Annotated in this window: 10 protein-coding genes and 1 riboswitch; of the genes, 4 read left to right on the top strand and 6 right to left on the bottom strand. The window is 43.0% G+C overall.

Translation table 11 applies throughout. The annotated features are described in order from the left end of the window. Nucleotides 1-124 precede the first annotated feature (124 nt). The 4 genes from pntB to ACXAD4_RS28080 form a co-directional block, all read right to left on the bottom strand. Nucleotides 125-1,501, bottom strand: a complete 1,377-nt coding sequence (gene pntB, locus ACXAD4_RS28095; protein WP_222550963.1) for a Re/Si-specific NAD(P)(+) transhydrogenase subunit beta — start codon at nt 1,499-1,501, stop codon at nt 125-127. 11 nt (nt 1,502-1,512) lie between these two features. Further along, nucleotides 1,513-3,069 carry a Re/Si-specific NAD(P)(+) transhydrogenase subunit alpha gene (locus tag ACXAD4_RS28090; RefSeq protein WP_475245417.1) on the bottom strand — a complete coding sequence of 519 codons (1,557 nt, stop codon included), beginning with the start codon at nt 3,067-3,069 and terminating at the stop codon, nt 1,513-1,515. Between the two features lie 439 nt (nt 3,070-3,508). Next, nucleotides 3,509-3,790, bottom strand: a complete 282-nt coding sequence (locus ACXAD4_RS28085; protein WP_475245689.1) for an HlyU family transcriptional regulator — start codon at nt 3,788-3,790, stop codon at nt 3,509-3,511. A gap of 315 nt (nt 3,791-4,105) precedes the next feature. Next, the gene (locus ACXAD4_RS28080; RefSeq protein ID WP_475245415.1) at nt 4,106-4,297 is read right to left on the bottom strand and encodes a hypothetical protein; all 192 of its coding nucleotides are present in this window, start codon (nt 4,295-4,297) and stop codon (nt 4,106-4,108) included. Nucleotides 4,298-4,564: 267 nt separating this feature from the next. On the opposite strand from ACXAD4_RS28080, the gene ACXAD4_RS28075 reads away from it, so the two are divergent. Both ACXAD4_RS28075 and ribB read left to right on the top strand, forming a co-directional pair. Next, nucleotides 4,565-5,509 carry a hypothetical protein gene (locus ACXAD4_RS28075; RefSeq protein ID WP_475245413.1) on the top strand — a complete coding sequence of 315 codons (945 nt, stop codon included), beginning with the start codon at nt 4,565-4,567 and terminating at the stop codon, nt 5,507-5,509. Between the two features lie 93 nt (nt 5,510-5,602). Further along, nucleotides 5,603-5,773: riboswitch (FMN riboswitch) on the top strand. A gap of 173 nt (nt 5,774-5,946) precedes the next feature. Beyond that, a complete protein-coding gene (gene ribB, locus ACXAD4_RS28070) occupies nt 5,947-6,624 on the top strand; it encodes a 3,4-dihydroxy-2-butanone-4-phosphate synthase (RefSeq protein WP_475245411.1) in 678 nt (225 codons plus the stop codon). A 358-nt stretch (nt 6,625-6,982) separates the two neighbouring features. On the opposite strand, the gene ACXAD4_RS28065 is transcribed toward ribB, so the two are convergent. After that, nucleotides 6,983-8,743, bottom strand: coding sequence for a bifunctional metallophosphatase/5'-nucleotidase (locus ACXAD4_RS28065; protein ID WP_475245409.1), 1,761 nt, complete (start codon nt 8,741-8,743; stop codon nt 6,983-6,985). Nucleotides 8,744-8,935: 192 nt separating this feature from the next. Between ACXAD4_RS28065 and ACXAD4_RS28060 the strand changes: the two genes are divergently transcribed. Next, nucleotides 8,936-9,871: a YeeE/YedE thiosulfate transporter family protein gene (locus tag ACXAD4_RS28060; protein ID WP_475245407.1), complete on the top strand. Its 936-nt coding sequence runs from the start codon at nt 8,936-8,938 to the stop codon at nt 9,869-9,871. 50 nt (nt 9,872-9,921) lie between these two features. Here ACXAD4_RS28060 and ACXAD4_RS28055 read toward each other — a convergent pair whose 3' ends face one another. Continuing rightward, complete coding sequence (locus ACXAD4_RS28055) at nt 9,922-10,314, bottom strand: VOC family protein (protein WP_475245405.1); 393 nt, start codon at nt 10,312-10,314, stop codon at nt 9,922-9,924. Between the two features lie 237 nt (nt 10,315-10,551). On the opposite strand from ACXAD4_RS28055, the gene ACXAD4_RS28050 reads away from it, so the two are divergent. Beyond that, complete coding sequence (locus ACXAD4_RS28050) at nt 10,552-12,237, top strand: ATP-dependent endonuclease (protein WP_475245687.1); 1,686 nt, start codon at nt 10,552-10,554, stop codon at nt 12,235-12,237. The last annotated feature ends 304 nt before the right edge of the window (nt 12,238-12,541 follow it).

Genomic DNA, 12,541 nt, shown 5'->3' with positions numbered 1-12,541 from the left:
ATGATAACTAACAAACAATTATACCTAATTCACATTTTAGGTTTAACTATATCGGCATCTTCCAGACAAAAGAAAGGGAGCACATGGCTCCCTTTCTACTATTACGCTCTTACTATCTCAACAGTTAGATGTGCTCAAGGATCTTATTACAAGACTCTTTCGCATCACCAAACAGCATTTGCGAGTTTTCTTTGAAGAACAATGGGTTCTGAACACCAGCATAGCCTGTGTTCATCGAACGCTTGAAGACGATAACATGCTTGGAGTTCCACACTTCCAACACTGGCATGCCAGCAATCGGACTGTTCGGATCTTCCATCGCTGCTGGGTTAACCGTATCGTTAGCACCGATAACCAACACAACATCTGTTTCGCTGAAGTCGTCATTGATTTCGTCCATCTCTAGCACGATGTCGTAAGGTACTTTCGCTTCAGCCAATAGAACGTTCATGTGACCCGGCAAGCGCCCAGCTACAGGGTGAATACCAAAACGAACATCAACGCCTTTGTTACGCAGCTTTTCGGTGATCTCATGAACTGGGTACTGGGCTTGCGCAACTGCCATACCGTATCCAGGAGTGATAACCACTGAACGTGCATCTTTTAGCATTTCAGCCACTTCTTCTGCCGATGCTTCCTGATGTTCGCCGTGATCTTCGTCGGCTGCAGCTGAAGAACCATCAGTACCGAAGCCACCCGCGATAACACTGATAAATGAACGGTTCATTGCCTTACACATGATGTAAGACAGGATGGCACCTGAAGAGCCCACCAAAGCACCCGTTACAATAAGCAGGTCGTTGGCCAGCATGAAGCCTGCCGCCGCTGCTGCCCAGCCTGAGTAGGAGTTCAGCATAGATACAACAACTGGCATGTCGGCACCACCGATTGATGCAACCAAGTGATAACCGAACGCAAAAGCGATCAATGCAACGACGATCAATGCAATTGTCGAACCTTCAGCCTTAACAAATGCAACCATCAACAAGAATGAAACCACCACCGCAGCCAAGTTCAGCTTGTGACGGTGAGGTAGCATTAATGGCTTAGATGAAATACTTCCACGAAGCTTTCCGAACGCAACCACCGATCCAGTAAAGGTTACTGCACCAATGAACACGCCAAGGAAAATTTCCACCAAGTGGATATTCAGCATTACCCCGCTAAGATCACCATGGTCGAAGTAGGTATTGAAACCAACCAGCACTGCCGCCATACCCACAAAACTGTGAAGAATAGCAACCAGCTCAGGCATCTCGGTCATTTCAACGCGTCTAGCGTAGTAAATACCGATAGCACCACCAATAATCATCGCGATAATTACCCAAACAGTTCCCTGCGATTCTGGGCCAAAAATAGTCGCGATCAAGGCGATTGCCATACCGGCAATACCATAGTAGTTACCCGAACGTGCCGTTTCCTGCTTAGAAAGACCCGCCAGTGACATGATAAATAATACCGCAGCAACAATATAAGCTGCTTGTACGATTCCTGCAGACATTTGTTACTCCTTTATCTATCTTTGCGGAACATTTCAAGCATGCGCTTGGTTACTGTGAAGCCACCAAATATATTGATACTGGCTATCAAAACTGCAATAAACGCGAGGAAGGTGACCAAGCCACTTCCCTGCCCTATCTGCAGCAGTGCACCGACGATAATGATGCCTGAAATCGCATTAGTTACCGACATAAGTGGTGTATGCAACGCGTGTGTTACGTTCCATACCACGTAGTAACCCACCACACAGGCCAATACAAATACCGTAAAGTGAGCAAGGAACTCAGAAGGCGCGTAGTTGGCAACCCAGCCAAAGGCTGCAATACCCGCAGCCATAAAACCATACTTTTTAGCTGGCGAAGCTGGCTTTTCTTCCTGTTTAACTGGCGCTTCGACAGGCTTAGCTTCAGGTGCTGGCGCAGCAGAAACCTTGATTGGTGGCGCAGGCCAAGTCACTTCACCTTCTTTAATGACGGTCAAACCACGTAGGACTTCATCATCAAAATCGATGTCGATAGTACCGTCTTTTTCTTTACATAGCAGTTTGAACAGGTTGACTAGGTTAGTACCGTAGAGCTGAGATGACTGAGTCGGCAAACGGCCTACCATATCGGTATAGCCAATGACTTTGACCCCATTTGCAGTTGTGATGACTTTGCCTGCTTCAGCGTATTCGCAGTTACCGCCGTTAGCTGCAGCTAAATCCACGATCACACTACCCGGTTTCATTGAATCAACCATTTCTTTGGTGATCAACTTCGGCGCCGGACGGCCAGGAATCAAAGCGGTAGTGATAATGATATCGACGTCTTTTGCTTGCTCGGCGTAGAGTTTTTCAGCTGCTTTATTGAAGTCATCAGACATCTCTTTGGCATAGCCATCGCCAGTCGTCGTGTCTTCCTTAAAGTCAACCTCAAGGAATTCAGCGCCCATCGATTCAACCTGCTCTTTAACTTCAGGTCGAACGTCAAATGAACGAACAATTGCACCTAAGCTTCCTGCCGCACCGATAGCAGCAAGACCAGCAACACCCGCACCAGCAACCAGAACTTTAGCTGGCGGTACTTTGCCCGCAGCGGTTATTTGACCGGTGAAGAAACGACCAAATTCATGGGCGGCCTCAACAACTGCGCGATAACCCGCAATGTTTGCCATCGAGCTCAATGCATCCAGTGCCTGCGCTCGAGATATACGGGGAACAGAGTCCATCGCCATTACATTGATATTTTTACCAGACAGTTTCTCTAGCAAATCTTCATTCTGCGCTGGCCAAATAAAACTGACTAAGCTTGCCCCTTCTTTGATCAGGTCAAACTCATCAACACCCGTTTGATCATTAACCTGTGGTGCATTCACCTTCAGAATAATATCCGAAGCCCACACATCCTCTAATCCAACAACAGTGGCGCCAGCTGCTTCATAGGCGGCATCATCAAAACTTGCATGAATACCCGCGCTCTGTTCAACAGCAACACTGAACCCCATTTTTATAAACTGCTCAACCGTTTTCGGCGTTGCAGCTACTCGCGTTTCATTTGCGAGTATTTCCTTAGGCACACCAATTTGCATTATTAATCCCTAAATTACGGCAAATAAGTAACAATTTTTTATCCAACCACGAACATAATATCAAGCAGTTTGTAGCCGAAATACAAAATAAAATTACACAAGCGTCGTTATGATTAACAAATGTTACCTTCTAACAGTAAGAAAATAACGTTTACAACACCTGGACAGAGGTCAAACCACAAATAAAATTAATAATGCATGCACTCAAGAATGCATAAATCACTAATATTACTTGATTTAACTTTATAAATGCCCATTTTCAGCATCCTGAATAGTGTCTTTATCGTTTAAAACATCAAAGGAATGAGGTTGCCCTGAAAGGAAAAACAATCATCATTCCCTGATGAGTGTTGCACTACATACATTCGCTGCAGCTCTCCCTACCTTTCATGGATTACCCGCTAGCGGTAGAGATAACTAGCGGGCAAACAGAAACAAGTTAACCGAACATCTTGTCGCCAGTCTGATCAATAAACATCTTTGCCTTATTGATCATGAATGACTCAGCATCGGCTTTGGAAGACAACAAATCAGAACGGACGAATACATGCGTTTTCACTTCATCCCCAAACTGTTTGCAAATACGTCCGGCAATACGAAATTGTCCCCCCTCTGCCTTTGGCTCCGGGTAGATCAAATATCCTTCATATTCAATCGGCTCAACATCTGCAGCTTTAGTTTCTTGTTTACCTAGTCCAAATAATTTTGATAAGAAACCCACTTCAATTATCTCCAAAAATCGTTCTGATACAGTGACATCTTGCCATAATCTAATAAAAAAAAATGAAAGCAAGATTAAATTCTTGGAAATCTATTACCAAAGCGCAGAACCCTCTGTCATTAGATGGGAGCGACTTATTAGCAATACAAAATTTTGCACAGCATTCAGATAAGCAAAATTTATCTTGTATGAGCTTTAAAGATTGTAAAGAAGGCTTCAAGCGTAGCAATCAACAGCAGTACTGTTGTAATTTGGTTTTCAGATACAAAAAAGCGCCGGTAATCCAGCGCTTTAGTATTCGAAACTCTCAGACTCTTAACGATACATACCGATATCTTTCTGAAGGTGTACCGGTAAATCTGAAACATTATATTGCTTAGCTGTAGCCTTACGACCAAAAACAATATCAAATGCGTGTGCAATCAATCCTTTGAAATTTACCGCATAGGCTTTTTTGTCCATTGCGGTTGGGGTTGCGATGGTGTCAAAGTTCATTGCCTGTGCCATGATTGCCTCTCGTTTGTATTTTTATCAACTGCAGACATTTTAAGCTGATCAGATTACAACCAAAAATGACAATATTTCGGCAGGAAGATTAGTTTTTCTAATGTGTTAGTAGTTCGTTAAACTGTCATCTACCATAGCGAAATAACATGCAAACCTTTTGAATAAATCTACAATTTTTGATTGATTTATGCTTGGTTATCAATTTCCTTGCATATCACATGGAATTTCCGTAACAATAACTCAACAAAAAAATTTTGGAATTGTGTGATGTTATCGTTTTTGGCTAAGCATTCGTCTGTTTTACTAATCGTTGCGACCTTACTCGGTTTTCTATGGCCTGAGGCATCACACGCTGTTTTCCCAACCCTTCCCTATGTTCTGTTCTTCTTGATGCTGTTTACCCTTGTTGGAATTGAGCAAACATCACTATTGAAAGCCTTGAAACAAAAGCAATGTTGGGTATATGCGCTATTGCATAGTGTGGGTATGACGATTATCGCAGCTTCACTGGCTATTGCTTTTAATGCATCTGAGCCGTTGTTAATTGCCATCGTTGCTGTGACCGCTACAGGGTCTCTTTTTGCTACGCCTGCTATAGCTCGTTCTGTAGGACTAGACGCTTTATCAGCCATGGCCATGACCATAGCGACAACTTTAATGATGCCATTGGTGCTATATATCAATCTGCTTATTTTTCAGAGTGATGGATTCACATTAGATATGGCTAGCTATAGCCTTCGCCTGTTAATCTTCATTGTTTGTCCTATGGCTTTTTCAGCCCTTGTCTATCGCTTTGTACCGAGACAAACGTTAAAAAGAGTGCACGGCAAGCTTTCTCATTTAACCATTATCCTCGTTTTTGCATTTCCTTTTGGCTTAATCGGCCCTTTCAGAGATATCTTTGACACCAGCCCAACTCTCGCTGGTCAATATTTAGCCATTGCAACAGGACTGTGCTTTCTTTTCTTCATCGCCCTTGCTGCGCTATATTTCCGACAGGGAAAAGACACGGCTTTGCTCACTGCTATATCCTCAGCTAACCGAAATGTCTTACTTACTTTTACCGTAGCAGGAAGCTACCTTGGCCCTGACTTTCTGATTTTGCTCGGCGCTCTTCAAATGCCAACTTATGCGTTGCCTTTATTCATAAGATGGATAAACAACACCATTACAACTCGCGATTATTCACCTCAAACCAACCATCAGAAATAACAAGCACAGAGGTTTTAACTGCTTGATGTCAAAAATATCAAATAAAGAAGTCTGATCTTCTTGCACGTAAATTTTCTTTTCCTTATAGTTCAGAAGAATTCTCAGGGCGGGGCGAAATTCCCCACCGGCGGTAATCCTTATATAGGAAAGCCCGCGAGCGCTTATATTTTGTTCTTTCAAGATATAAGGTCAGCAGATCTGGTGAAAAAGCTTAGTCTTTCAGTCCAGAGCCGACGGTCATAGTCCGGATGAAAGAGGATCTCAGTACAGTACTTGTCTATCTCTATCAAAGAGACAAGGAGACAAGGATTTTTTATGCAGTGGTATCTCCCCCCGAGGGCCCTGTATATCTTTTCTTGCCAGTTGCTTGAGTGACTGTGCTTGCTGACTTTCCATGCCCTGATTCTGGTAAATGTTTATTTTAGGAGTTTATTACCATGAATCAGTCTCTACTTACCCCTTACGGCACAGCTTTTGAACGTGTTGAAGCTGGCCTTGAAGCCATTCGCCAAGGTCGTGGTGTGTTGGTTGTTGATGATGAAGATCGCGAAAATGAAGGCGATATCATTTTTGCTGCAGAAACGTTGACTAGCGAGCAAATGGCGCTGATGATCCGTGAATGTTCGGGAATTGTTTGTCTATGCTTGACTGACGAGCGAGTCAAGCAACTCGATTTACCAATGATGGTTGAGAATAATACCAGCGCTAACCAAACAGGCTTTACCGTTACTATTGAAGCGGCAAAAGGGGTCACAACAGGTGTATCAGCTGCTGATCGAGTTACCACTATCAAAACCGCTATTGCAGATCGCGCCGTGCCTGCAGATCTGAGTCGTCCTGGTCATGTTTTCCCTCTGAAAGCCAACCCAGAAGGTGTATTGGGCCGTCGCGGTCATACCGAGGCAACCATTGACCTGATGCGCTTATCCGGCATGAAACCTTATGGCGTGCTGTGTGAACTGACGAACCCGGATGGTACGATGGCGCGTCTGCCAGAAGTTATTGAATTTGGTAAAGCTCACAACATGCCAGTTCTGACAATTGAAGACTTAGCGGCTTACCGTTTGGCGAAAGAAGTAGCAAATTCGGAATCAGTCGAAACACTAACAGCTTAACCTTTAGTTCTAAAGAAAGTAAAAGAGTTATCTACATATTGCCGAGTATAAAAATACTCGGCAATTAAATACGACAAAATGTTTTAATTATGCTGCTGGCATAAAATGCATTAGTAGCGCCCAAGCTGATACCCACCCCATTACAACCGCTATATCGCTCCAATCTTTGTTCATCCTTGGCTCCAGATTCTGACTTATATACCCTCTGTCATTATGACAATAAGGTACTCAACTAATTCACATAACTAATAATTAAAGCTATCTATTGTGATAGAACGTCAGAAAAGCCGATTTCTTTAAATAAAAAAACCGGTGCGACGAAGCTACCGGTTTTTATCGTTTACATTTACAAGGCTATTTAAGCCACATCTTCCTGCTCACAATGACAAGGGATGTAGTTAATCATCACCTCTTCAAACGCACCGAATGTCCCTCTGTGGCTTGCATACTCTTGAAAGGCATCAGCCATAGTAATGTTTAAAGGTATCGGGTCTACATTGTGATTAACCAGTGAATCGTACCCTTCTTTACCTGTTGCGGTATAACCAGAAGATACTGAAAGATAAACAGACTCATCTTGGATATCTTCCCAGTTACCATTCTTATACAGTTTTAACGCTTCTATACGTTGCCCTTGAGGAGCACAGCAACGGTAGGTGTACTTCAAACGGGATGTATATGGGAAGCTTCCGCTTCCTGTACCTTCAACACCGTTATCAATCGCATTATTAATCGCACCTTCTAGCGCTGAGCGAAGCTGTTTGCCACTCACTTCATAAACCATAAGGCCAATAGCAAATGGCAGTAGCCTACCGGAAATATCTGCAGCGGTAATGGGTCCTGCATGCAAAGATGCCCTTACGCCACCAGCATTATGAATACCAAAGTCCACGGCATGACCACGTTGCCTTGAAGACCAAACGAAACTATCAACAACCAACGGGGCTATTTGACTCGGTCCTTTTTGATCAGGCACACGGATATGACGCAGCGATTCTGTCAAATCAGCGACTTTTTGCGTTTGCAGCTCTCTTACCGCTGGTCGGTAATCTTGATTAAGCAAATTTTCAATATGAGGGTCTTTAATACAAAACCTCACATTACCTTGGTCAAGAAGGTAGTTCTTCACCATCTGGTGAGTTGAAACGTCAAGGTGTTCACTGCGGCTAGCATCGACAGTAAACTGTCTGCCAAGCAACAGCTGATTCTTACCTCCGACACTCGCGACTGAACCATCAGCATTGAAATCAATATCTAACTGCCCTAACGCAAGCGCGTTACAGCCCGCCTGTACAACACAAGTACCGTTAATCTGCACGGCATAATCATCAGAAGCGCTGAAGCCAATATTACTGAAATCGCCTTGCATCGTATGGGTATGGCCGCCGATGATTGCTCCGACCCCATCAATTTGAGCGGCAAGCTCTAAGTCTCGTTCATAACCAAGGTGACTAAGCACAATTATCTTGTTGATACCTGCTAGGCGAATAGCTTCAACAGTCTGCAGGGCGACCGAGGTGACATTCAAGAACTGTGTATCTGGGTCCGGATTGGCTATGCCTGACATGTTTTCAATAGCCAAGCCAAAAATAGCAACGGGCTCCCCATCGACATCTTTAACCAGGTACTTCGCATGCCCATTTTCGTTGTCATAAGCCATGACATTTGATTTAGGAGACAGTGGATTTTGCTTATTTTGATGTTCCCCGGACAAATCCCAATTTCCCGCTAACAGAGGGAAATTGGCTAAATCCATGAAATCAGCCACTACCTGGTTCCCCATGTCTAACTCATGGTTACCCAGCGCCATAGCATCGATACCAATCGCATTAAGTAAAACCGCGTTGGCTGACCCTTTGTATAAAGAAAAGAATAACGTCCCTTGGAAACAATCTCCGGCATGGACAAAGAGGAAATCACGCTGTTGTAAAAGTGCCTGCTTTTTTACCTCTCTCACCGCGGAAGATACCCGAGCGAAACCACCACAACTCGCATATACCGACATTGGCGACTCTAAAGTGCCCAATGGTATCTGTAGCGCAATTGTAGATGGCTCAAAGTGTGAGTGAGTATCATTGATATGGGCAATAGTTAACTTTGCCGAGCGATGTTGTGTCATAAAGCGTTATAGGCCTCCACATTTTCAGAGCAGTTATCTTATACCAAAAACCGTTCAATCTCAGATTTTTATAAGTAATTTCCTCTTCGTTACACAACAAAGCAGGAGTGGATTCACATATTTTGGTGATCATAAGCAGTAAGTATCCTGAGTATACTTACTTTTATGTCGAATCGATGACAGGTTGAAGTGATGTTGCAGTCAGTAATCTCAATCTTACTTGCAGTGTTAGTTGGTCTACTCGCCCAACGTACGGGACTTTGTATGGTTCGGGGCGTAAGCGAACTGCTTGAGCGACGTCCATCATTTCTGTTGGCAATTCTCTGCTGCGGATTTTGGTACTGGTTGGTTGTTCCATTTACCGGACAGGAGTGGGTTCCATTCCTAGCCAAGCGTTTTGACGGTACGGTGCATTTTATCATCGGTGGGTTGCTATTCGGCTTAGGTGCAGCGTTAAACAAGGGCTGCTCAATATCAACCATTTCAAAACTAGCCAGTGGACATTTCTACATGTTGGCCACTATCGTTGGCTGGATTTTGGGTTGGTTACTTTTGCCTATACTTACCCCTCCAGTCAGTTACCAGCCACTGGAGAGTATCAACACACCTAACCTACCCGCTCTTCTAGTGTTGGCTTTGATCTTATTTTTAACAATCTTGAAGACTTCACCAGAGCGAAGAAAACTACTTTTAGGTGTTATCTTATTTGGTATTACAGCCAGTATTTTAACATTGCTGGAGCCACAATGGTCACCGAGCCAATTGTTAAAGGATCTATCTTACACAGCCTATCATCGCGACGTACAAGTTTGGCCTGAGGTTGAAAGGTACTTAATTATTGTAGGCTTAGTCTTTGGAATGGCACTTGGTGCCAAAAATCGGCTAGCACTAACATCATTCCAGTTTCGGCCTAACCAAATACTCTCTCACTCCTTAGCAGGGTTCATTATGGGGTTAGGTGCTTCCCTCGCATTAGGTGGAAACGACTCCCAATTACTGATTTCTTTACCGGCATTTTCCCCATCGGGCGTAGTTGCCATTCTTTCTATCATTTTCGGGATTGCGATAGGCCTTGTCTCGCTCAAAGTTTATAAGCGGATGATGGCCAAGAAAAAGCCACACCTGTAAAGGTATGGCTTAATAAAACACATGTTTTGCAGTTACGATAAAACCATCGATTACTGGTAGCGGCCATGACGCTGCAAGAATTCAATCTTATAGCCGTCAGGATCTTGGACAAAAAAGAACTTCGCCAATAACTGTCCTTCACGGAAAAACTCCTTAATGTCAGCAGGTTCATAACCTAGCTCCGACATTTTTTGGTGCTCAGATTCAAGCTCATCAACAGCTACAGCGATATGGCCGTAACCGCTGCCATGAGTGTAGCTATCAGTGCCTTCATTCCAAGTGAGCTCTAGTTCCATATCGTTTTCTTCATTACGAAGATAAACCAAGCTAAAGCCTTCAAAATCAAGGCGTTCGGCAATATCCAGATCCAATGCCTCTTTGTAAAATTTTAATGATTTATCTAAATCACCGACACGGATCATTGAGTGAATAATTTTAGCCATCTGACATCTCCATGATAATCAATATGTTAGTCGTTATATTGGTTGCTGACTATAGCAATTAGATACTAGGACAACAAGCAGTTTCCCTTTTCAATCAATTAGTTATTTTTTCAATATTGTGACAAATACACCTTCAGATCTGCGTCTCTTAAGATAGGCTTAAAGTATGAGCCAACGATGCTTCGCTTACTCCTTTACATTGTCTCTGCTTCTTTTTTTCATCATGTTGAGGTGGCTATGCAGCTAAAACGTATTGAGATTTCAGGCTTCCGGGGTATCAAACGATTATCCCTTTCATTCGACGAGTTGTCGGTATTGATTGGTGAAAACGCCTGGGGTAAATCCTCTCTGTTGGATGCTCTCGATATTGCGCTGTCACCCAATGCAACATTCCACACTTTTCACTTCGATGACTTTCATGTCGACTACAGCGCTGGCCATTCCAAAATGAGCCACCTAAATATCATTTTACACTGGCAAGAAGATTACCCCGGTGAGCATAAGGCCCGGCGATATAAATCATTTTCACCGGTATGGGTTAAAGGCGAAGATCATTGCAACGCTTTGTTTTATCAAATTACGAGTAGCGTCTCGGGAGATAAAATAACGACAAAAAGGCGATTTCTCGACAAACATGGCAATCCAATAAACTGCGAAGACAATGATAAACTCGCCAAACAACTTATGGTACTGCACCCTATTGTGAGAATACGTGATGCACGACGATTGCGTGAGTATCATCCACTCTCATCCTCCAGTACGACTAATGGCAATGGACAGCAGAACGGCAATGGTACAGATCGTCGACATGATGACAATGTGAGAATACAACGACGGCTAGACAACACATGCAGGCGCCTGATGACGAAGCCCGGTCATGTCAGCCAAGCAGAGATAAAAAGCAGTATTAATGCTCTCAGGACTTTAGTTGATCATTACTTTGCCTTTACACCCCATTACCGAAGCCAAAACTTCGACCGAGCCCATTTTCCAGAGCGGGCCCAATATGCCATAAATCCACTTGAGCAACTCACTGAACCCGAAACAACCAAACAGAGTCGCCTTGTACTTATGGGGCTACTTAATGCATTTATTCGTGCAAGAGGCCCAGTTGAATTAAAGCGTATTTCTCGTCCAATTTTGATTTTAGAAGACCCAGAAGGTCGATTACACCCCACAATTCTCCATCAGGCGTGGACCTTTATTTGTAAAATGCCGATGCAGAAGGTGCTCACTACAAACAGCCCTGACCTTTGTTCAGTCGTCCCACTGGAAAGTGTCAAAAAACTGATCCGGAAACCTAATAAAACCAAAGTTTATTCCATTATTGATCATAAACTTAGCCGTGATGAAGAGCGGCGGGTAACCTTCCATCTTCGTGTGCACCGACCAAGTGCCCTATTTGCTAGAGCTTGGTTATTGGTTGAAGGAGAAACGGAAGTTTGGCTATTCAATGAATTAGCAAGAATATGCGGTTACAACCTTGCTGCCGAAGGCGTACAAATCATTGAGTTTGCACAAAGTGGTTTAAAACCATTGATTAAAGTCGCTAGACACTTCGGTATTGAATGGCACATGGTTGCGGATGGCGATATGGCTGGGAAAAAATATGCAGATACAGTGAGAAATATTTTAGGCAATGAAGCTGAACGTCACCGTTTAACTATTTTACCGAAAAGAGATATCGAACATTTCCTTTTCTTTAATGGATTCGAACCTTTATTCAGAGATTTAGCCAATATTCCTGTTGAGTCACCAGTAACGCCCAAAAAAATTATCCAGAGAGCACTAAAACGCCATGCCAAACCAGATGTTGCGCTTGCTATGATCAACTTCATTGAGCAAGAAAATGTCGATAACATCCCTATTCTATTACGCTGGATCCTAAAACGTATCGTTGCAATGTCGAGAGGGCAAAGTTGAATACGATAATTAAATTCACTAAAAATAATAAGTTAAGTGACTTAATAAAACACAACTCATACGAATCCTAGATTACTGTAATGAACATAGAGTTCAAAATTAATTTATAGAAAAACATAAAACTTAATGCTAGAATTTTTATGGTGTTAGATATAGCCAAGGAGAAGGTATGTTTATCATTTTTATATTACTAGCCCCATATCTATTAAAAATATTTATCATAGGGGGTGCATTCTATATAGACGATAATTATAGTTATATTAAAATACTATTCAATGACAGCAAAGTTATTCTCTTGTGCTTC

This window comes from Photobacterium sp. AWH4_225 (assembly GCF_056158405.1).
This window is presented reverse-complemented; position numbering and strand designations above follow the sequence as displayed.

Bases quoted from the DNA above. Each gene is read 5' to 3' on its own strand.
- pntB (WP_222550963.1), bottom strand. From the start codon at position 1,501: ATGTCTGCAGGAATCGTACAAGCAGCTTATATTGTTGCTGCGGTATTA.
- ACXAD4_RS28065 (WP_475245409.1), bottom strand. From the start codon at position 8,743: ATGACACAACATCGCTCGGCAAAGTTAACTATTGCCCATATCAATGAT.
- ACXAD4_RS28055 (WP_475245405.1), bottom strand. From the start codon at position 10,314: ATGGCTAAAATTATTCACTCAATGATCCGTGTCGGTGATTTAGATAAA.
- ACXAD4_RS28060 (WP_475245407.1), top strand. From the start codon at position 8,936: ATGTTGCAGTCAGTAATCTCAATCTTACTTGCAGTGTTAGTTGGTCTA.
- ACXAD4_RS28075 (WP_475245413.1), top strand. From the start codon at position 4,565: ATGTTATCGTTTTTGGCTAAGCATTCGTCTGTTTTACTAATCGTTGCG.
- ACXAD4_RS28090 (WP_475245417.1), bottom strand. From the start codon at position 3,069: ATGCAAATTGGTGTGCCTAAGGAAATACTCGCAAATGAAACGCGAGTA.
- ACXAD4_RS28050 (WP_475245687.1), top strand. From the start codon at position 10,552: ATGCAGCTAAAACGTATTGAGATTTCAGGCTTCCGGGGTATCAAACGA.
- ACXAD4_RS28080 (WP_475245415.1), bottom strand. From the start codon at position 4,297: ATGGCACAGGCAATGAACTTTGACACCATCGCAACCCCAACCGCAATG.
- ribB (WP_475245411.1), top strand. From the start codon at position 5,947: ATGAATCAGTCTCTACTTACCCCTTACGGCACAGCTTTTGAACGTGTT.